The organism is Hugenholtzia roseola DSM 9546, assembly GCF_000422585.1.
GTDB classification, from domain to species: domain Bacteria; phylum Bacteroidota; class Bacteroidia; order Cytophagales; family Bernardetiaceae; genus Hugenholtzia; species Hugenholtzia roseola.
The window spans coordinates 18,414-38,737 of sequence record NZ_AUGI01000056.1; the positions used below are offsets into that span (position 1 = coordinate 18,414).

18 protein-coding genes are annotated in these 20,324 nt (G+C 41.4%); all 18 read left to right on the forward strand.

From position 1 onward, the window contains the following. Positions 1-58 precede the first annotated feature (58 nt). Entirely contained in the window at positions 59-1,120 is a 1,062-nt protein-coding gene (locus G500_RS0106955; protein ID WP_154657056.1) for a PorP/SprF family type IX secretion system membrane protein, read from the forward strand. Between the two features lie 90 nt (positions 1,121-1,210). After that, complete coding sequence (locus tag G500_RS22655) at positions 1,211-2,362, forward strand: AMP-binding protein (protein WP_051203348.1); 1,152 nt, start codon at positions 1,211-1,213, stop codon at positions 2,360-2,362. 188 nt (positions 2,363-2,550) lie between these two features. Then, positions 2,551-3,390, forward strand: a complete 840-nt coding sequence (locus G500_RS0106970) for a hypothetical protein (RefSeq protein ID WP_027002052.1) — start codon at positions 2,551-2,553, stop codon at positions 3,388-3,390. 9 nt (positions 3,391-3,399) lie between these two features. Next, positions 3,400-4,482, forward strand: a complete 1,083-nt coding sequence (locus G500_RS22660; RefSeq protein WP_035756546.1) for a TFIIB-type zinc ribbon-containing protein — start codon at positions 3,400-3,402, stop codon at positions 4,480-4,482. Positions 4,483-4,649: 167 nt separating this feature from the next. Then, positions 4,650-6,185: a rod shape-determining protein RodA gene (gene rodA, locus G500_RS26370; protein ID WP_027002053.1), complete on the forward strand. Its 1,536-nt coding sequence runs from the start codon at positions 4,650-4,652 to the stop codon at positions 6,183-6,185. A gap of 117 nt (positions 6,186-6,302) precedes the next feature. After that, the gene (locus G500_RS0106985) at positions 6,303-6,653 is read left to right on the forward strand and encodes a hypothetical protein (protein ID WP_027002054.1); all 351 of its coding nucleotides are present in this window, start codon (positions 6,303-6,305) and stop codon (positions 6,651-6,653) included. 72 nt (positions 6,654-6,725) lie between these two features. Continuing rightward, complete coding sequence (locus G500_RS0106990; protein ID WP_027002055.1) at positions 6,726-7,823, forward strand: hypothetical protein; 1,098 nt, start codon at positions 6,726-6,728, stop codon at positions 7,821-7,823. A 125-nt stretch (positions 7,824-7,948) separates the two neighbouring features. Further along, positions 7,949-9,976: an excinuclease ABC subunit UvrB gene (gene uvrB, locus G500_RS0106995; RefSeq protein WP_027002056.1), complete on the forward strand. Its 2,028-nt coding sequence runs from the start codon at positions 7,949-7,951 to the stop codon at positions 9,974-9,976. A gap of 24 nt (positions 9,977-10,000) precedes the next feature. Next, positions 10,001-11,008, forward strand: coding sequence for a tRNA (adenosine(37)-N6)-threonylcarbamoyltransferase complex transferase subunit TsaD (tsaD, locus tag G500_RS0107000; protein WP_027002057.1), 1,008 nt, complete (start codon positions 10,001-10,003; stop codon positions 11,006-11,008). 144 nt (positions 11,009-11,152) lie between these two features. Continuing rightward, the gene (locus G500_RS24895) at positions 11,153-12,109 is read left to right on the forward strand and encodes a phytanoyl-CoA dioxygenase family protein (RefSeq protein WP_051203349.1); all 957 of its coding nucleotides are present in this window, start codon (positions 11,153-11,155) and stop codon (positions 12,107-12,109) included. Positions 12,110-12,303: 194 nt separating this feature from the next. Then, on the forward strand, positions 12,304-13,329 hold the full coding sequence (gene pseB, locus G500_RS0107010; protein ID WP_035756549.1) for a UDP-N-acetylglucosamine 4,6-dehydratase (inverting): 1,026 nt from the start codon (positions 12,304-12,306) through the stop codon (positions 13,327-13,329). Positions 13,330-13,398: 69 nt separating this feature from the next. Beyond that, positions 13,399-14,466, forward strand: coding sequence for an AAA family ATPase (locus G500_RS0107015; protein ID WP_027002059.1), 1,068 nt, complete (start codon positions 13,399-13,401; stop codon positions 14,464-14,466). Between the two features lie 21 nt (positions 14,467-14,487). Next, positions 14,488-15,144 (forward strand): DUF4276 family protein, encoded by a 657-nt coding sequence (locus G500_RS0107020; RefSeq protein WP_027002060.1) that lies wholly within the window; start codon positions 14,488-14,490, stop codon positions 15,142-15,144. A gap of 48 nt (positions 15,145-15,192) precedes the next feature. Continuing rightward, positions 15,193-16,341, forward strand: a complete 1,149-nt coding sequence (gene pseC, locus G500_RS0107025) for a UDP-4-amino-4,6-dideoxy-N-acetyl-beta-L-altrosamine transaminase (protein ID WP_027002061.1) — start codon at positions 15,193-15,195, stop codon at positions 16,339-16,341. Positions 16,342-16,359: 18 nt separating this feature from the next. Then, the gene (locus tag G500_RS22670; protein ID WP_035756551.1) at positions 16,360-17,238 is read left to right on the forward strand and encodes an aldo/keto reductase; all 879 of its coding nucleotides are present in this window, start codon (positions 16,360-16,362) and stop codon (positions 17,236-17,238) included. Further along, positions 17,226-18,002 (forward strand): SDR family oxidoreductase, encoded by a 777-nt coding sequence (locus G500_RS0107035; RefSeq protein ID WP_027002062.1) that lies wholly within the window; start codon positions 17,226-17,228, stop codon positions 18,000-18,002. The genes G500_RS22670 and G500_RS0107035 overlap by 13 nt, the downstream gene beginning before the upstream one ends. Beyond that, entirely contained in the window at positions 17,996-18,859 is an 864-nt protein-coding gene (locus G500_RS22675) for a cytidylyltransferase domain-containing protein (protein WP_051203350.1), read from the forward strand. Before G500_RS0107035 ends, G500_RS22675 begins: the two co-directional genes overlap by 7 nt. A gap of 14 nt (positions 18,860-18,873) precedes the next feature. Then, entirely contained in the window at positions 18,874-20,322 is a 1,449-nt protein-coding gene (gene pseG, locus G500_RS24900; RefSeq protein WP_051203351.1) for a UDP-2,4-diacetamido-2,4,6-trideoxy-beta-L-altropyranose hydrolase, read from the forward strand. The last annotated feature ends 2 nt before the right edge of the window (positions 20,323-20,324 follow it).

Here is a 20,324-nt window from a genome sequence, read left to right on the forward strand (position 1 = left end):
ATAAAGTTCTAACGGCTTTGTAGGTGTGCTTTTTACTACTTTTGAAACCGTCTTTTCTATGAAATCCTACCTTCGCCTTTGTAAGGGCTTGTTTCTTTTATTTTTGGGAATTTATGGGCTTTCCTTCTCTTTGCAGGCACAGCAAATTCCACTTTATAGCCAATATTTTCACAATCAGTTTATCTACAATCCTGCTTGGGCGGGTTTGCAGCCTTTTGGCTCGGCAAATCTGACCTACCGCTCGCAGTGGGTAGGCATGGACAATGCCCCTAAGACGGCTCTTTTTTCGTATGATATGCCTTTTTATGAATACCGTTCAGGCGCAGGGCTTACTTTTTATCAGGATAGGGTCAATGTTCATTCGCGCTATAAAATTATGGGAACGTATGCGTATCACATTTTCGGTCCTTATGAAAATAGCTCTACCCTTTCTTTTGGTATTTCGGGCGGCATGGTGCTAAATCGCATGAACTTAGAAGATTTGTATGTGCGCCACCCCACCGACCCCTATATTTTTGGCAATAGCGGCGTATATAACGGTTTTGAAGTGGCTTTTGGGCTGCACTATAATTTTAGAAATAAGGTACAAATCGGACTTGTTGCACCGCAGCTCCTCAATGCAGGACTGACCGCAGACGACGAAAACCTCAACAATTTGCGCCTCGTTAATCATTTTCTTTTTACGCTCAAAGGTCAGTTTGATTTTACTGATAGCAAGTTAGAACCTATGTTGATGGTGCGGCAGGTTTTGAATACGCCTACTCAAATTGAAATTGGCGCACAATACACCTATCGCGATTTGGTGCGCGTCAGTGCCGCCTATCGCAGTCAATATGCCGTTACGATTTGTGCAGGTTTTGATTATCAACGACTTAGCTTCGGTTTGGCACGCGATTTCCCCATTTCTGACTTGGCAGGTGCAGTAGGCAGCACGAATGAAATTATGATTGGCTATAAATTCAATTTTATGCCGGGGGCAGATTGGGCAGGCAAAGCAGGCGTAGGAAATGGTCTTATTCGCAAGAAAAAATATCACCCCTCGCGCCCCGGACCGGGCATGGATAGATACCCCAAACAGCCGAAAAAGAAACGCATCAAGGGCAAATACAGACGTTGGTAAGAATTTGAAAAATGAAATAAAACAAAAAATAAAAACTACAAATCGTACAATTACAATACGATTATACAGTACAACCTTTGAGCCTTTGCTATGTTTTTACACTGCATTACGCCAACGCGCCATCTTCGTTATGCTTACGCCCAAATTCCCAACGAGATAGAGGCTATCAAAACAGTTTTGGCACAAGACCCACTATTAGGCGATTATTTTATCGAGATTGTCGTCTTTATCAAAGAGTGGCTTGAAGGCAAAACCGATTTTATGCTCCATACTTCGGGTTCTACGGGCAGCCCCAAAGCCATAAAGGTAGCACGCCATCAGATGCAAGCCAGCGCACAGACGACGCTTGCGGCTTTGCGACTTGGAAAAAATGACCGCGCACTTTTAGCCATTCCTGCACAATTTATTGGTGGTAAGATGATGATAGTCAGGGCGTTGTGTGCGCAAATGGAACTTTATGTCATCAAACCGCAAGGCAATCCGCTTGCATTTTGGGAGGCAGACCTAAAAAAAACGACTTTGCTCGATTTTGCTGCCTTCGTACCCTTGCAAATGCAGACTATCCTATCAGAAACCCCTGAAAAAATCGCGCTCATAGAGCAGATGCGGGCAATTATTTTAGGAGGCGCAGCCCTCCCTTATGGCTTAGAAAGCAAGCTAAGGAAGCTAAGGAAGCTATCCAAGGTAGAAATTTATGCGACTTATGGCATGACCGAAACATTGAGCCATATTGCCTTGCGACGTATCAATGGCAGGCAGGCAGATGATTATTTCCAAACCTTAGCCCCTACAAAAGTTGCGCTGGACGAGCGCGATTGTTTGGTCATTTCTGCACCGCATCTCGATTTGCCCCATTTGGTTACGAATGATTTGGCGGAATTGCGCTCACCTACCGAATTTCGCTATTGTGGTCGTTATGACAACATTATCAATAGCGGCGGAGTCAAGATAGAGCCTGAAAAAATAGAAAGGCTTTTGGAAAAGGCACTTATCGCATTGGGCTTGGAAGCGCATTTTGTCATTGTGGGACTGCCAGATGAGCGGTTAGGTGAAAAGGTGGCTTGCCTTTGGGAACGCGCCAATGCTTGGGACGAAAAAACAGAGCAAGTCTTAAAAAAATATTTGGAAAAACATCTTAGTAAGTATGAAAATCCGAAAAATTTTTATTACCTTACGCCATTTCCGAAGACCGAAAGCGGCAAAATCAACCGTTTGGCTTTAAAACAAATGGATTTTGCATAGCGATAGTAACCGCACCTGAACGCTCTATTTCTCTTTTATGTTAAAAAAAAGAAAAATAGAGAAAAATCGAACAAAAAAAACAAAGAAAAATAAAGATAGGCTTCTTACAACAAAAATAACACTTCTTACCCATTTGGGCGCAAAGCAATTTTGCCTCACTTTCTTCAAACAATTTACACTCAAATCGCATGAAAACATTTTTAAAATCATATTTAGTGCTTCTTTTTGCGCTAACCTGCCATTTTTATACCTTATCAGCACAAGAAAACGCCCTTTCGAGTTTGGCAAATACCAAATGGACGGTAACCCTACTCGAAATTTTAGACAAGGGCGATTCGCTGGCTACTAATAAAATTTCACAAAAAACTTTTGAGCAGGGCAAAAATGTTATCGCCTTTGGTGCAGACGGCAAGTACCGTTCAGCCGCTTTTTTGGGCGTGCAAGGAATGGAAGGGGCTTATATTCAGGAAGGCAAAACCTTAGTTTTGAGCGACCCCGCCATACGCGCCTATTATTGGGTCTTTCATATCGAAGAACTTTCGAAACAAACCTTAAAAATTGTTTTTGTTTCGTATAAAAATGAAAATAAGAGAGAAGTCCTGACCCTACAACCTTATCAAGAAAATGCGACAAGTACAGGTACTGCTGATAATCCTGCACAAGCAAATATTTCCTATGAAAAAATAAATGGCACTTGGGAATGGGCAACTTCGGACTCTAAAAAATTGACTATCAGCCTATTACAATCAGGAAGCAGTATTATAGGTTGGCATACCTACGGCAAAGAAGGAGAATCGCATTATGAAATCAGTGGTACAATAAAGGGTGATGTAGCGAATCTGGAACTGAAAAAACCTACCGAAAATAATCCGATACAACTTGCCAGACTTAAACTAAATAAAGATGAAAACGGCACCACACTACTTTGGGAATTGATACTCGAAGATGGCAAACCTACACAGGTCAATACCCAAGATAGGGTGAGCTTAAAAAGAGTAGGCGAATACAAAGACCCAAACAAACTCTAACAAACCTTCATGAGCCACTCTCCCTTACAAACCGATTTGCGTTGTCAAGTCTGTGGCAGTGCTGCCCTACAATTCAACCCCGCCAAAAACGCGCTCGAATGTCAGCACTGCGGAAATTTACAAGAGATTGCGACAAGCAAAACACAAGTAACCGAATTAGACCTCGAAGAAGCACTGCTTCATCAGGCAGATGTGCCTAAAAAAGAGGTAGCGGCGGTAAAATGTCCCAGCTGTTACGCACAGGTTACGATGCCCCAACATGTAACCTCTGATGAATGTCCTTTTTGTGGAACGGTCTTAGTCGTCAAAAGTGGTACGCTTTGCCAGATAATTCCGCCTAAATCGTTGCTTCCCCTCAAGATAGATAAAACAAGCGCACAAGATTTATATAAAAATTGGTTAAAAAGTTTGTGGTTTGCGCCGAATGATTTAACCAAACGCGCTTCTATTTCCGAAAAATTAAAAGGCATGTATTTGCCCTATTGGACGTATGATAGCCAAACACATAGCCGTTATACAGGGCAGCGTGGCGATAATTACACCGTAAGTGAAACCTATCAAGACGAAAACGGCAATACCCAAACGCGACACGTAACCAAAACGCGATGGACAAGTGTATCGGGGTCGCTCGATTATGCCTTCGATGATGTCTGCGTTGCGGCAACGCATAGCCTACCGCGCCAATATGTAGATGCCTTAGAGCCTTGGGATACTACAAATTTGGTCGATTTTGATGAGCGTTTTTTGGCAGGCTTTCAAACCGAAACCTATCAAGTTGGGCTAAAAGAAGGCTTTGAGTTGGCAAAAGAGCAAATGCAGGTGCTTATTTCGGAACGCATCAGAGCGCAAATTGGCGGAGATGCGCAGCGCATAGAGAGCCTCGATACGCGATACAAAAACACGACTTTTAAACACGTCTTGATGCCTTTATGGATTAGTGCATATCGCTACCAAGAAAAGCCCTATCGCTTTTTGGTCAATGCACGTACAGGCGAAGTGCAGGGCGAGCGTCCGTATAGTTGGATAAAAATTACCTTAGCAGTTTTGGCAGCACTGACGGCAGTAGGAGCAATTTACTACTTTTACGGCTAAACTATTCCTTCGCCTCTCTTCGAGGCGTTGCTTTTTATTGCGACAAAATATTGACTTGAAAATATTGGCTTGTCAGATTTTTGAGCGGCTTTCTACCCAAAAAAGAATACCTTTGTGGTACGATTGTCCTTTTTTTGTTTTGAAGCTGTTTTAAAAAATGCCGCGCTATGCCTAAGTCTGAAAATCAAAAACTGCTTTCACAAGTAGATTGGTTGAGCCTTTTTATCTATTTCTCGCTGGTTGCTTTTGGTTGGATTAGCATTTATGCTGCCATTTACAACGAAGAAGCCACTTATACACTCGAAGCCTTTTTTCTCAAAACAAATGCGGGAAAGCAAGCCCTTTTTATCGGACTTTCCTTTATCCTGATAACATTTATTATCTTTTTTGATGTGCGCGTCCTGACGGCTTTTGCACCTGCTTTCTACGGAGGGGCAATCTTGCTGCTAATTGCCGTTTTGGTCTTTGGGCGCGAGGTAGCCAACTCGAAATCATGGTTTGAAATAGGTGGCTTTCGCTTTCAGCCTGCCGAATTTGCAAAAATGGCAACGGCTCTGATGTTAGCATTTTTTTTGGGACGGACGCGCCGAAGTGCCAAAGATTGGCGAATCCTGTCGGCTTGTTTTGCCGTTATCCTCATTCCCGCGCTGCTAACACTTTTGCAGGGCGATACAGGTTCGGCATTGGTCTTTGCAAGTTTTTCTATCGTCTTTTATCGTGAGGGCATGCCTTCTTTTCTGATGGTGGCGGGTTTGGTTGCGATAGGATTGCTTGTCGCGACGCTGCTAATGCTAAAAGATTTGTGGGGCTTGCTTCAAAATCTTATCAGCGTGGGCGGAGCTTTGGTGCTTATCTTTCAGTTGATAGATTTTTTGAAAAGGCGAAAAGAAGACCGCCCCAAAGTGTGGGTACTTGTCTTGGTTACGATACTAAACTTGGCACTGCTGACGCTGCCCTTCTGGATTCCCGAAGTGAGCCTGACCAAAGAAGAATCGGCTACGGTGTCTTTGCTCAAACTGCCTGCCTTTCAGACGACTTTATACTGGATTATTGGTTTTTTAGGAAGTTGGTTTCTGATAAAATTTGTGATTGCTTTTTTTGTAGATAAACTATACAAAGGCATTTGGCTCGCAGGAACGGTCTTATTGCTTTCACTAACGGTAGTGCTTGCGCTGGATTTTTTTGTCAAAGACATCTTGCGCGAATACCAACGCCGCCGCTTGGAAGTATTGATAGACCCAAGTAGCGATAAAAAGGGTTTTGGCTGGCAGGTGCATCACTCAAAGGCGGCTATTGCTTCGGGCGGACTCACAGGCAAGGGTTTTTTACAAGGCACACACACCAAACTCAACTACGTTCCCGACCAAAGTACCGACTTTATCTTCTGTACAATCGGCGAAGAACAAGGCTGGGTAGGTACTATGTTGGCAATGTTGCTCTTTATTGCCCTACTCTTTCGAATTTCACAACTTGCCGAAAGGCAGAAGTCGCGCTTTGCAAGGGTTTATGGTTATGGCGTGCTATCGGTGCTTTTTTTTCACTTCTTAGTCAATATTGGCATGACTATCGGACTTTTTCCCGTTATCGGGATTCCGCTGCCTTTTTTTAGTTATGGGGGGTCTTCGCTTTTCTCCTTTACGCTTTTGCTCGTTATGTTTATCAAATTTGACGCACATAGGAAAGAGGAGATATTGGTTTTATGATTTTGCAACCTCATAAAAAAATCGTATCTTGACATGCTATCTTGAAAAGGCGTTTTTGAGTTTGCAGGCAAAACACAAATCCCATTCAAACTTATTTGTACCCAAATGCTAAACCTTATGAAATTCTCTCTTTTCACTTTCTATAAAAATGTAAAAAGCCTTCTGGCGACAAAAACCACAAAAAGCCTATCTTTTCTTCTACTTTTGGGGCTTCTTTTCGTAACCGCACCCACATTAAGCTCGTGCAGACGCGCTCCCGCAGGCGAACAAACTTCGGAGGAATTGGCAAAGAAAGGAAAGCCTAAACCCAAAAAATGTAAAATCGAAAGTTGTCAAGTGCGCATGACACACAAGCATGGCGGGGCAGACTTCAAGGGCAAAAGAGGCAATTTCTTTGTGCGCCTCTTTACCCCCAAAGAATCGAAGTACGGACAAGGTTTGCATAGAAATCATTACAAAAAAAAGTAGCACACCGCAGCAAACCGCAAAAACAATTTTCAACCTACCTTTTTAACATAACTCTCCCCTACACACTCGGTTATGCTATCTTTTGCGCAATACGATTTTAATTTTTTCTTTCTCGATGAAAAAGGAAAGCGCAGTTCTTTCTTCCAAAAACGCGCGACCTTAGAAGAAAAGGGACTCTTTTTAGACGGCAGCAGGCTCTACTTTGAGGACATTTATTTATTGGAGCGCGAAGACAATAAGATTGTTTTTGTCTTGTATCCTGCCATTACGGTAAGCAAAAAAATATCCGACCATATTCTACCTTATAGCAATAGTTTTGCGATTGAAGTAGAGCGTGTCTATGCTTTTGATATTAAAAGTCGTATAGACCACCGTTATACGGCTTTTCGTATGAAAATCAAAGAAAAGCAGATGGAAGAAAAAGGAGAGCGGCACAACTTTCGCACCATTGTTTGTCCGCAATGCGCCGCCACCGTCGACCTTTCCTACAAGCCCGAAACGGCTTATATCTATTGCGGACATTGTAAAACGATTTTTAATAAAGCCCTCTATGAGCGCGACCCCGAAACGTATCGCATCTGCCCGCAATGCGAATACTACAATCGCGTCCAACTTTATACCGAAGTTGATTTTTATTGGTTGCCAAAAGAAGAGGCAATTACTTATTCTACTCACCATGCCTGCGATAGTTGCGCCCAAAAGCATTTTCAGCGCACTTTTTGGAAAAATATGCTCTATCTGGTAGCCGCGCCCTTTGCCGCCTATGCCCAACTCAAATCGCTGCAATCGCCCGAACCACTTTTTCAAGACCTTACGCCTGCTAATTTATACGCCTCGCAAGGGGAAATAGAAAAAGCGCGTCCGCTCTACGAAATGATGTTATTGCGCACAGGCGAACACCCCGGTATTTTGTATTCCTACGGAAAAGCCTGCTTAGATGCCTCCCTGCATAGCGAAGATGAGGAGCAAAGGCAGGAATTGCGTAGAAAAGCTATCCGCCTTTTTGAACGCACCCTAAAAGTATGCGCCAACTACACGCCGCTTTTTGACCTTATCCGCGAAAATGCCAACTTAGAGTATATACCCGATGTCATAGACCAGCTCGATTTAGATGCCTTCAATGATTCTGACGAAGATGAAGTAGAAGGTTATTTCCCCGAATTTGAGTAAGGTACAAAGAGCAAGGTACAAAGAGATAAGGCTGACATTTTTTAGATAGCGGTAGAATTGCACTTTTTGGAAAAAAGGCTTATCTTCGCCTTTTGTTTTCTACCTCCTATTTTATCGGTATTTTTATGGCATTCGAGCTTATTTCTTCTTATCAACCCACAGGCGACCAACCGCAGGCGATTGCACAGTTGGTAGAGGGTATCGAACAAGGTGAGCCGTTTCAGGTCTTGCTTGGCGTTACGGGCAGTGGCAAGACTTTCACTATGGCAAATGTCATTGCAGCGACCAATCGCCCTACTTTGATAATTAGCCATAACAAAACCTTAGCGGCACAATTATATGGAGAATTTAAACACTTTTTTCCAAATAATGCCGTAGAATATTTTATCTCTTATTACGACTATTATCAGCCCGAAGCCTATATCGCCTCTTCGGATACCTATATTGAAAAAGATTTGGCTATCAATCAGGACATCGAAAAACTAAGACTAAGCACAACAGCCTCGCTTCTTTCGGGTAGGTCTGATGTTATCGTGATTGCGTCGGTTTCTTGTATCTACGGTTTGGCAAATCCAGACGAATTTGCAAAAAATACGCTACAAATAGAAAAGGGCATGCAAATTTCGGCGCAAAGCCTTCTATTAGATTTGGTAGATTTGATGTATAGCCGCAGTGATGACGATTTTAGCCGAGGCACGTTTCGCATCAAAGGCGATATTGTCGATATCTATCCTGCCTATTTAGACATTGCCTATCGTCTTTATTTTTGGGGTGATGAAATAGAGGAAATTCAGGTAATAGACCCTATGTCGGGAACGCGCCTTGCAGGAGAGCAAAGTTTCCTACTTTTTGCCGCTAACCTTTTCGTAACAAGTAAGGATACTTTGCATACCGTTATTGAAGAAATAAAAGTAGATTTAGAATTACAATTAGACTTTTTAGAAAAAGATGGCAAATTTGACGAAGCCCGTCGTCTAAAAGAACGCACCGAAGCCGACATCGAGATGATGCAAGAACTGGGCTATTGTTCGGGTATAGAAAATTATTCGCGCTATTTTGATAGGCGAAAAGCAGGCGAGCGTCCTTACTGTTTGTTAGATTATTTTCCAAAGGATTTTCTTTTGATAATAGATGAAAGTCACGTAACCATTCCGCAGGTTCGCGCCATGTGGGGCGGCGACCGTTCGCGCAAAATTGCCTTAGTAGATTATGGCTTTCGCTTGCCTTCTGCCTTAGACAATAGACCCCTGACTTTCAATGAATTTGAGTCGTTGGTGCATCAAGGAGTCTTTGTAAGTGCAACGCCTGCCGACTACGAACTGCAAAAATGTGCAGGCATCATCGTGGAACAAATCATTCGCCCGACGGGACTTTTAGACCCCTTAATAGAAGTGCGCCCTACGCTCAATCAGGTAGATGACCTTTTAGACGAAATTGACGAAACCGTAAAAAAAGGCGACAGGGTATTGATTACAACGACTACCAAGCGCATGGCAGAGGAGCTAAGTGCCTATTTTGAGAAACTACAAATCAAGGCGCGTTATCTTCATTCAGATGTTAAGGCGTTGGATAGGGTAGAAATTATACGTGAATTGCGACTGGGTGATATAGATGTCTTGGTAGGTGTGAATATGTTGCGCGAAGGGTTAGATTTGCCCGAAGTGTCGCTTGTCGCGATTTTAGATGCAGATAAGGAGGGTTTTCTTAGAAATGAACGCTCCCTTATCCAGACAATGGGCAGGGCAGCGCGAAATTCCGAAGGCAAAGTTATTATGTATGCCGATAAGATTACGCCCTCGATGCGAAGTGCCATAGATGAAACCAATCGCCGCCGCAAAATCCAATCCGAACACAACCAAAAACACAACATTACGCCCAAAACGGTCTATAAATCGCGCGAGGACATCATGCAGCTTACCTCTGTGGCTGATGCCAAATCTATTCCGAAAGCCTATTTGGAAGAAACCAAAAGTTCTATCACCTTAGACCCTGTTATTCAAAATATGTCGGTCAAAGAAATTTCTAAACTCATCGATAAGACCAAAAAGCAGATGGAAAACGCCTCCAAAGATTTAAACTTTTTGGAAGCCGCTCGCCTGCGCGACGAATGGCAGGAGTTGGAAAAATTAAGAGAAGAAAAAGTAAAACAATAGTTTATCCTCAAATTTGTCTTTTTTATGAAAGAACCTATCATTTTAGCGATAGAATCTTCCTGCGACGATACTTCGGCAGCCGTTATGGTAGGCGGCACTTTGAAAAGCAACGTCTTGGCAAGCCAAAAGGTGCATGAACAGTATGGCGGTGTTGTGCCTGAATTGGCTTCGCGAGCGCACCAGTCGCATATCGTCCCTGTCGTTAGTGAGGCTTTAAAGCAGGCAGGAATTTCCAAAAAAGAACTTTCGGCGGTAGCCTTCACCCAAGGACCGGGGCTTTTGGGTTCGCTTTTGGTAGGGGCAAGTTTTGCCAAATCATTAGCCTTAGCGTTGGATATTCCGCTTATTGGCGTGCATCACATGAAGGCGCATGTCTTGGCGCATTTTATAGAAGAGCCGAAGCCCAAATTCCCTTTTCTCTGCCTGACCGTTAGTGGCGGACACACGCAACTGATTAGGGTAGAAAGCCCTTTGGAGATGCACATTTTGGGGCAGACCATCGATGATGCCGTAGGGGAAGCCTTCGATAAAACCGCCAAAATGTTAGGGCTGCCCTACCCTGGGGGGCCTCATATAGATAGTTGGGCAAAAAAAGGAACGGTACAAAATTACCCGCTACCCGATGTCCAAACAGAAGGACTTGATTTTTCTTTTAGCGGCTTGAAAACAGCAATTCTCTATTTTTTACAAAGAGAAGTACAAAAAAATCCTAACTTTGTGCAAGAAAATTTGGCTGATATTTGCGCTACCATTCAAGAAAAACTCATCGATACGCTTTTGAAAAAACTCAAAAAGGCGGCGCAAGAAACCCAAATTTCACAAATCGCCATTGCAGGAGGCGTATCTGCTAATAGCGGATTGCGACAAAAATTATTGCAAGAAGCCAAATCTCACCAATGGGAAGTCTTTATTCCAAAATTTGAATACTGCACCGATAATGCGGCTATGATAGCGATAAACGCCCATTTTTTATACCTTGCAAAAGAATTTGTGGGACAAGATGCCGCACCGCAGGCGCGTTTGGCGTGGTAGGAAGTATTGAGTTTTGTCATTTGTGGGGACACAAACAACGGCAGGACACAAACAACGGCGAAAAACGTTTTGTCATTTGTGAGGACACAAACAACGGCGGGACGCAAACAACAGCGAAAAAATACGTTTTAATTTTTTAATCCCATGACTCCCTATCCTATTTTTTCTTGTTCAGACTTTTTTCTTCATTTTTCTAATGTTCAAAATTTTCCTGAAAGTTATTTCAAAAGCCGTTTTGAAATTTCGCCTTCGGCAGGTCAGTTTTTAGCCCAAGCAGGTTTTTTGCACCTGCGCGGCTTTCTTTCGCCTACACAGGTGGAGGATTTGAAAAAAGAATTGCAGCAGGTAGAAAAAAAGTTATCTCAAAATCAAATAAAATTTAGCAATCAGTTGCCTATTTACTACCAAAAAGAAACAGAAAAAATAGAGCGACTGCCTTTCGCAAATTTGCAAAGTGAGCCACTACAAACCTTTTTTGAAGCCCCAATTTTTGATAGCTTTGTGCAGCTTTTTGAAAAAAAATTCACAAACAAAGCAAAAGAAAAGCAAGATTTGAAGGCTATTTTAGGGCTACAAGCGCGGGACGGACTTGTTTTTAGTCAGTATCAAAATTTGGAAAAAAACGCCCACAAAAAAACTTTCAGACAAAAGAATTTTGCTCAAATGGGTTGGCACATAGACAATTTACGTGATTTGTTTTTATTCAAATCGCCTCAACCCATGCTCAATTTGGGGCTACATTTAGACGATACGCCCAAAGAAAAAGGTGGCTTGCGAATTTTGCCCGCTTCACACCAAAAAAATACGTTTGAACATCTTTTTTTTAAGTGGCATTTTTTTGATAAAAAGCCCGAAATAGAGGAAATTGCGATAGAAACACAGGCAGGCGATTTGACGCTCCACTTGGGCAACCTTTGGCATCGAGTTGCGCCTTCGGAAGGGGCAGCACACTTGCGGCGCGTTTTGTATGTGCCTATCCTTTTCGCGCCTTCGTATTTTTTGCCTTCAAAAACAAAGTTTTTTACGAGAGCCAATCAAAAACAGCAAAAGCAAAAATATTTATATCGCCTATATCACCACCTTTTTGAGGCAGTGAAGTAGTTTTAATAGCCGCCTTCGAGCAGCTTAGGTACAAAGATTGTGTGGGGTTTCTGTTCGGATTGTTGTCTTTTTGAGATGCTTTCTCTAATTTTGCTTTACCTATTTTGCTTCTCCCTGCTTTTTTCTTTTCTTGCAGTATCGAAAAGCGATTTTTCCGAAAAAGAAGAAAAGCGAGCTTTAATCAAATCCTATTCATGTTGAACGGCAAATCCATACTTATTACGGGCGGCACAGGCTCTTTTGGAAAGGAATTTATCCAGACGGTCTTACAGAAGTATCCCCAAGTCAAGAAAATTGTAGTCTATTCACGCGACGAACTCAAACAGTTCGAGATGCAGCATCATACGCCTTATGGCAATCATGTGGCACTGCGCTATTTTATCGGCGATGTGCGCGATGGCGAAAGGCTCAAACGCGCCTGCGAGGGAATTGATTACATCATTCATGCGGCTGCGCTCAAACACGTGCCTGTGGCGGAATACAACCCGATGGAGTGTATCAAGACCAACGTCTTTGGCGCAGAAAATGTCATCAATGCAGCCCTTAGTTTGGGGGTAAAAAAGGTAGTGGCACTTTCTACTGACAAAGCCGCTGCACCCATCAATCTCTATGGTGCTACCAAACTTTGTTCCGACAAACTCTTTGTCGCTGCCAACAACATGAAGGGCAATCGCGAGCTTACTTTTTCGGTAGTGCGATACGGCAACGTCATGGGGTCGCGCGGTTCGGTGATACCTTTCTTTTTGGAAAAGCGAAAAGAGGGCTTCCTACCCATTACTGATAGCGAAATGACGCGCTTTAATATCTCCCTTTCCGAAGGGGTAGATTTGGTCTTGTATGCCTTAGAAAAAGCCATCGGCGGCGAGCTTTATGTGCCTAAAATTCCTTCTTATCGCATTACGGAAGTTGCCCAAGCGATTGCGCCTTCTTGTGAGCAGCGCGTAGTGGGCATACGACCGGGTGAAAAGCTACACGAGGAGATGATTACCGAAACGGATTCTTTGAATACGATTGAAACGGAACGTTATTTTATCATTGTGCCGAATTTGATGCAAAAATCGTATCAGGAGATTATGGAAAAGTACCTTGCCTACTACCAAGCCAAACCTGTGGAAAAAGGCTTTGCTTATAGTTCGGGCAAAAACAATGATTGGCTTAGTGTGGCGCAAATTCGCGACCTTATCAAGACCCATATAGACCCCGATTTTCAACCTTTGTAAAGGCTACTCGCCGAAATGCGCATTTTCGGCGAGGTTTTTTTGGAAAAACTATTATTTTATTAAAAATATATGAACAAAATTGAAATAAAAGGCTATAAATCTATAAAAGAATTGAGTTTAGAGATTCGCTCAATTAATATCTTTATTGGTGCAAATGGTAGTGGTAAAAGTAATTTCCTATCCTTCTTTGATTTTCTAAAGCAGATACATAACCGTAACTTGCAGGAATTTGTGGCATTGAAAGGAACAGATACTTTCTTGCACAAAGGAGATAAGGTAACAAGTGAAATTTCTACTAAACTATATTTTCCAAATACAAACGCCTATTCTTTTACGTTAAAAAAGGGAGAGGCTGGTTTTGTCTTTGTCAAAGAAGGAATGTGGTACGATAATATTCACCTGCCAAATCCTTTTGAAATTTCTTCCTTTGGTGCAGAATCGAACCTGCGGCTTCGAACTGAGCCAAGAGCAGAATATATCCGAAGTTATTTAAAGCAATTAGCAAAATATCACTTTCATGATACAGGCGAAAATTCACCCTTTAACAAAGAGTCAAATATAGATAACGATAAATATTATCTTTATGAAAAAGGTAGTAACTTAGCGGCGTACCTTTACAATATAAAAAAAGAAAAACCTATTACCTATAACTTTATTTTAAAAACTATTCAAAGCATTGCACCCTACTTTTTAGATTTCTTTTTTCGCACCGAAAAAAATGGAAACCTAAAATTGAGATGGCAAAGCAGATATAGCTCCTCTGTGTATGGCGTAAATGATTTATCTGATGGTACTATTCGTTTTATTGCTTTATCAACGCTTTTTCTACAACCAGACTTGCCACAGACTATTATTATTGACGAGCCAGAATTGGGTTTGCACCCTTCTGCAATCGCAAAACTTGCAGGCTTAATTAAGTCAGCAGCAGCAAAAAAGTGCAAGGTTATTATCGCAACACAATCCACCGACTTAGTTAGTTATTTCGAACCCGAAGACATCATAACCGTCGACCAAAAAGATGGTGAAAGCATTTTTGAACGACTTTCAACAGAAAAATTAAGCGAGTGGTTAGAAAATTATACGCTTGATGAACTTTGGAAAAGAAATATTATTTCAACAGGACATCTAAACTTCTAAATAAAAAATAAATTTCACACTATGAAAAGACTTCTTGTCATCTGTGAGGGCGAAACGGAGCAGGCTTTTTCTGCAAAGACTTTAAGACCATTTTTTGAAGAAAAAAGCATTTATTTGCACGCCCCACTTATCAAAGCATCGGCAGGTGGAATTGTTAAGTGGGCTGTTTTGAAGGAACAGATTGAAAGGCATCTCAAAGAGGATAAAAATGTTTACCTTACAACCCTCATAGACTATTATGGCATAAGTGCCAAACATCTATTTCCACAATGGGCAGAGGCACAGAGCATTTCAAATAAAAGTAGCCGTTTGGATTTTTTAGAACAATCTATGCAAGCAGATATAAATTTACCGCTTCGCAACAGATTCTTCCCTTATCTACAACTCCACGAATTTGAAGCCCTGCTTTTTAGCAATATTGAAGTGATGAAAAGCCAAATTCCACCTCAAGATTTAGTGGGGATAAAAGAACTCGAAACAACAAATTCCGACTACCCTAACCCCGAAATGATAAATGATAACCAAGCGACAACGCCTTCCCATAGGCTTAAACGCATTATTAGGGGCTACAATAAAATTGTGCATGGAGATATAATTTCTGATGTAATTGGTTTATCTCGCATCAGAGAAAAATGCCCTCGCTTTAACAGCTGGATAACAAAGTTAGAAAATATTTAGTATGTTTTTTGCTTTATCTTTGCATCTTTTAAATAGAAACTCTGACCCATGATACCCTACGGAAAACAGCACATTTCAGAACAAGACATTGCCGCAGTTACGGCAGCCCTACAACACGACTTCCTCACACAAGGTCCTAAAATTGCCGAGTTTGAGGAAAAATTTGCCCAGTATGTAGGCGCAAAATATGCCGTTGCCCTTGCCAATGGGACAGCCGCGCTGCACCTTTGCGCTTTGGCGTTGAATGTAAATGAAAAAAGTCGCGTCATCACTACGCCCATTACTTTTGCAGCTTCGGCAAATTGCGTGCTTTATTGTGGCGGAAAGGTAGAGTTTGTAGACATAGACCCCAAAACTGCCCTGATTGACTTAGAAAAGGTAGAAAATCTTTTGCAGGCAAACCCTAAGGGTACTTTTTCGGGCATCATTCCCGTAGATTTTATGGGGCTGCCCGTAAATTTGGAAAAAGTACGTACCTTAGCCGACGAGTACGGACTTTGGATTATCGAAGATGCTTGCCATGCACCGGGCGGCTATTTTATAGACTCAAAGGGTGAAAAACAGACCTGTGGAAATGGAAATTATGCTGATTTAGCTATTTTTTCTTTTCACCCTGTTAAGCACATTGCCTGCGGTGAGGGCGGCATGATTACGACAAATCGCAAAGATTTGTACGATAAGTTACAACTTTTGCGCACGCATGGCATTACCAAAAATCCTGACTTGCTACAGGAAAATCACGGCGGTTGGTACTACGAAATGCAGACTTTGGGCTATAACTACCGCCTGCCTGATATTTTGGCTGCACTTGGTGTATCTCAATTAGAAAGAGCTGATGAAGGTTTAGAAAAAAGGCAGGAGATTGCGACACGTTATGATGCAGCTTTCAAAAATAGCAAGGTTTGTTTTTTTCAATACCCAAAAGAAAAAATCAAACACGCTTATCACCTTTACGTAATTCAGGTGGAAGACCGCAAGGGTTTGTATGATTATTTGCGCACGCATCAGATTTTTGCGCAGGTGCATTATATTCCTGTTCATACCTTGCCCTATTACCAAAGTTTGGGTTATCAAAAGGGAACTTTGCCGCGTGCAGAATCTTACTACCAAACCTGCCTTTCTTTGCCCATGTATCCAACGCTAACGGAAGCCGAGCAGGATTTTGTGATTGAAAAAGTGCTGGAATTTTGTGGGTAGATTTTTACTATATCAAGCATGAAAAATTGGATACAGAAAATCGGTATCGGTACGGTGCAATTTGGTCTCGATTATGGCATTGCCAACGAGCGAGGAAAAGTGCCTATAAATGAAGTTGCCGAAATTTTGAAGGTGGCACAGCATTTTGGCATTTCTTTGCTTGATACGGCGCGTGCTTATGGTGAAAGCGAACAAGTTTTGGGGCAAGTTTTGAAAATGGAAAAGGCTTCCTTTCAGATTGTTTCGAAGATGGCAGCGCAAAGCATTTCACCTAAAAAAGATGTTGAAACTTCGCTTTTGGCGTTGGGTTGTCAAAAATTGTATGGTTATCTTTTGCACGATTTCAACGATTTTGAAAAAAATCCTGCTCTTTGGAAAGAAATGCAAGATTTGAAAGTTGCGAATCAAGTAGAGAAAGTAGGATTTTCATTGTACTATCCCTCTCAATTGATACAACTTTTTGAGCAAAACCTCTCTTTTGACCTATTACAAGTTCCCTACAATCTTTTTGATAGGCGTTTTGAACCTTATTTTGAACAACTCAAAGTGCAAGGGGTAGAAATTCACGTGCGCTCTGTCTTTTTACAAGGCTTGTTTTTGATGCCTTTGGAAAAAATTTCGCCTCATTTTGCACCTATTAGAGAAAAATTAGCGACCTTAGCAGCCTTAACAAAGGAGGCAGGAATTAGCAAGGCAGCTATCCCACTTTGGTTTGCGTTGCAAAATCCGCACCTTAATAAGGTCTTATTGGGATTAAGTGGAATCGCAGATTTGAAGCAAAATCTCGCACTTATCGAAACTTTTGACGCACACAAAACGTGGTTTCAAAACTTACATCTCAATTCTTTACAAGAAGACAACGAAGATATAATTTTACCTTTTAGATGGAAAACTTAGAAACTATATTTTCTTTACAAGGCAAAACTGTGCTTATTACAGGTGGCTATGGCTATTTGGGAAAAGCCATTTGTGAGGGCTTATTGGCAGCGCAGGCGCAGGTATGGGTATTGGGTCAGTCGGAAGAAAAGTTTAACCGCGCTTTTGAAGAAAGAGAGGGCATTTTTTTCCAGAATTGTAACATTTCTCAAACTGTTTCTATCAAGGAAGCCTACCAAGCCATTATACAAAAGGGACAATCAATAGATGTACTTATCAATAACGCTTTTTACAGCAAGGGACAAAACCCTGAAACGATGAGCGACGAAGATTGGAATTATGGTATCGATGGTTCTCTCAATTCTGTCTACCGTTGCATTAGAGAAGTATTGCCTTTTATGAAAGAAAGAGGCGGAAAAATTATCAATGTATCCTCTATGTATGGGATTGTTTCGCCTCAATTTGAAATTTATGAAAATAATAACTTCCTCAATCCACCACACTACGGCGCAGCAAAAGCAGGGGTAATACAAATGACCCGCTATTTTGCTTGTTATTTGGGAAAATACAACATTCAGGTAAATGCAGTTACCCCTGGCGCCTTCCCAAGCGAAGGAGTGCAGGAAAATACAGAATTTATTGCCTCACTGAAAAACAAATCACCTCTTGGGCGCGTGGGTAATCCAAAAGATTTGCAAGGTGCATTTGTTTTATTGAGTTCGCAGGCTTCTAATTTTATTACAGGGCAAAATATCGTCATCGACGGAGGATGGACAGCATGGTAAATCTTGGGGCAAATCATAAAGTTGGCATTATCATACAAGCTCGCATGGGTTCGAGCCGATTGAAAGGTAAAATCTTGCTTAAATTACCTTTTTATGGAAAAGAAAGCGTTTTGGAGCAGATTATCAAAAGAGCCAAAGCCGTAGAAAATGCAAATGAAGTTTGGGTAGCCTCTTCGATAAATGCCGAAAATCAGGTTTTAGAACCTCTTTTAAAAGATAAATGCGCACTTTATAGAGGTGATGAAGATGATGTTTTGTCGCGATTTTATGAAATTGCAAAGGCGCAACATTTTGACACCATTGTCCGCCTGACGGCAGATAATCCTTGTTTTGACCCCATCTATATCCAAAAGGCGATTGATGCACATATACAAGCGGCGGCAGATTATACCTACACAAAAGGCTTGCCTTTGGGTATGAATGTAGAAGTTTTGTCCTTTCGTGCCTTAGAAACAGCTTTTCAAAATGCGACTTCAACGGAAGAAAAGGAGCATGTAACGCCTTACGTCACTAAAAAGCCTGAACAGTTTAGATTACACTACCCTATCTTTTTTGAAAACGAAGTGTATAGCGACTGGAGGCTTACGATGGATACCCAAACTGATTATGCTCTCATGTGCCTTTTGTATGAAAATTTATATCTTCAAAATCCTATATTTGGCTTTAAAGCGATTTCTCCTTTTATAGAAACTAACCCTTGGGTTTTGCTTATCAATAAGGAAAATAGGCAGAAAAAAATATATGCTTCTTTCAGCCAAGAAGTAGAAGATGTGAAAATACTGCTAAAAAATGAAGGTTTTATGCACACGCTTAAAGTAATAGAAAACGAAGCGGCACAATTAGAATTTCCACACTAAAAAAAGATAGCATTTTGAAACTGCTCCCCCCTCTTTTTTTCCGTGCCGATGGCAATACCCAAATTGGTTTGGGGCATACTACGCGCTGTCTGGCTTTGGCAGATATGCTACGGCAGGAATTTGACTGCATTTTTTTAGTGCAGAACCCTACGCCTGCGGTGAAGGCACAAATTGAAACAAACTTCAAACTACTTGTACTGCCCCAAACCGAAGATTTTTTGGAGGAAGCGCGTTTTTTGGTGCAGCAGGTTTTAAAAAAAGAGCAAGTTATTGTTTTAGACCACTACCAAATCCAAACCGAATACCAAAAGATACTAAAAGCAGCAGGCTTGAAGGTCGTTTGCATAGACGACATGCACGCTTGGCATTTCGTGGCTGATGTCGTGATAAACCATGCTGGGGGCGTTTCAGAAAAAGAGTACAGTTGCGAACCTTACACCAAACTTTGTTTGGGACTGGACTACGCACTTTTGCGCCGTCCTTTTTTGGAGGCAGCGCAAAAATTGGCAGCAGAGGGCGGACGCAAGATTGAAAAAATTGAAAAGGTCTTGATTTGTTTTGGTGGCTCAGATATCCACAATTTGAGTCTGCAAGCGGCTAAGGCTACTTGGGAGAGTCCTAAATTCAAGGAAATTCATGTCGTATTGGGGAGTGCCTTTGCTTTTTATCAAGATTTGCGTACTTTTGTAGAAGACAAGCCTGCCATTTATTTGCATCAAAATCTTTCAGCACAAGCCATGTGCGATTTGATGCTCCACTGCCATCTGGCGATTGTGCCTGCGAGTGGGATTGCGTATGAGGTAACGGCGACGGGAATGTATATGATTACGGGTTGGTATGCGGAAAATCAGAAGGCAATGTATCGCTTTTTATCAAAAAATAAGTTGGGGTTAGGGCTTGGTCATTTTGAGAAATTTGAGAATATAAATTTAAGCATTGATTTAGCAAAACAAGTTTATACACCTTCTAAAAACCTCTTTGAAGGTATAATTAAAAGGTTTAGAGAGGTTTTTTATGGTATGATGATACAACTTCGCAAGGCGAATATCGACGATATGAAATTGTATTTTGATTGGGTAAATGACATAGAAGTAAGGCAAAATTCTATCAATACTGAACCTATAGCATGGGAAAATCATCAACGATGGTTTTTGAATAAATTGCAAAGTGAGGAAACAAAGTTTTATGTTTTTGAAATTGAATCAAATCCTATCGGACAGCTTAGGATAGATTTCGAAGATAACTTTGGTTTAATTGATTATTCTGTGGATACGCAATATAGAGGTTTAGGATTAGGAAAGTTAATGGTGAAAAACGCCTTAGAGGAGCTAAAAATGAGTAATAAAAGTATACAACTTAAAGCTCAAGTTAAGAAAACTAATATTGCTTCGTTTAAAGTGTTTGAACAATTAGGCTTTACACTTGAAGAGCAAGAAAATGAACTTTTTACTTTTTTTAAATAATT

Excerpts from the sequence above, each read along its gene's own strand:
- G500_RS0106955 (WP_154657056.1), top strand. The coding sequence starts at position 59 with ATGAAATCCTACCTTCGCCTTTGTAAGGGCTTGTTTCTTTTATTTTTG.
- G500_RS22655 (WP_051203348.1), top strand. The coding sequence starts at position 1,211 with ATGTTTTTACACTGCATTACGCCAACGCGCCATCTTCGTTATGCTTAC.
- G500_RS0106970 (WP_027002052.1), top strand. The coding sequence starts at position 2,551 with ATGAAAACATTTTTAAAATCATATTTAGTGCTTCTTTTTGCGCTAACC.
- G500_RS22660 (WP_035756546.1), top strand. The coding sequence starts at position 3,400 with ATGAGCCACTCTCCCTTACAAACCGATTTGCGTTGTCAAGTCTGTGGC.
- rodA (WP_027002053.1), top strand. The coding sequence starts at position 4,650 with ATGCCTAAGTCTGAAAATCAAAAACTGCTTTCACAAGTAGATTGGTTG.
- G500_RS0106985 (WP_027002054.1), top strand. The coding sequence starts at position 6,303 with ATGAAATTCTCTCTTTTCACTTTCTATAAAAATGTAAAAAGCCTTCTG.
- G500_RS0106990 (WP_027002055.1), top strand. The coding sequence starts at position 6,726 with ATGCTATCTTTTGCGCAATACGATTTTAATTTTTTCTTTCTCGATGAA.
- uvrB (WP_027002056.1), top strand. The coding sequence starts at position 7,949 with ATGGCATTCGAGCTTATTTCTTCTTATCAACCCACAGGCGACCAACCG.
- tsaD (WP_027002057.1), top strand. The coding sequence starts at position 10,001 with ATGAAAGAACCTATCATTTTAGCGATAGAATCTTCCTGCGACGATACT.
- G500_RS24895 (WP_051203349.1), top strand. The coding sequence starts at position 11,153 with ATGACTCCCTATCCTATTTTTTCTTGTTCAGACTTTTTTCTTCATTTT.
- pseB (WP_035756549.1), top strand. The coding sequence starts at position 12,304 with ATGTTGAACGGCAAATCCATACTTATTACGGGCGGCACAGGCTCTTTT.
- G500_RS0107015 (WP_027002059.1), top strand. The coding sequence starts at position 13,399 with ATGAACAAAATTGAAATAAAAGGCTATAAATCTATAAAAGAATTGAGT.
- G500_RS0107020 (WP_027002060.1), top strand. The coding sequence starts at position 14,488 with ATGAAAAGACTTCTTGTCATCTGTGAGGGCGAAACGGAGCAGGCTTTT.
- pseC (WP_027002061.1), top strand. The coding sequence starts at position 15,193 with ATGATACCCTACGGAAAACAGCACATTTCAGAACAAGACATTGCCGCA.
- G500_RS22670 (WP_035756551.1), top strand. The coding sequence starts at position 16,360 with ATGAAAAATTGGATACAGAAAATCGGTATCGGTACGGTGCAATTTGGT.
- G500_RS0107035 (WP_027002062.1), top strand. The coding sequence starts at position 17,226 with ATGGAAAACTTAGAAACTATATTTTCTTTACAAGGCAAAACTGTGCTT.
- G500_RS22675 (WP_051203350.1), top strand. The coding sequence starts at position 17,996 with ATGGTAAATCTTGGGGCAAATCATAAAGTTGGCATTATCATACAAGCT.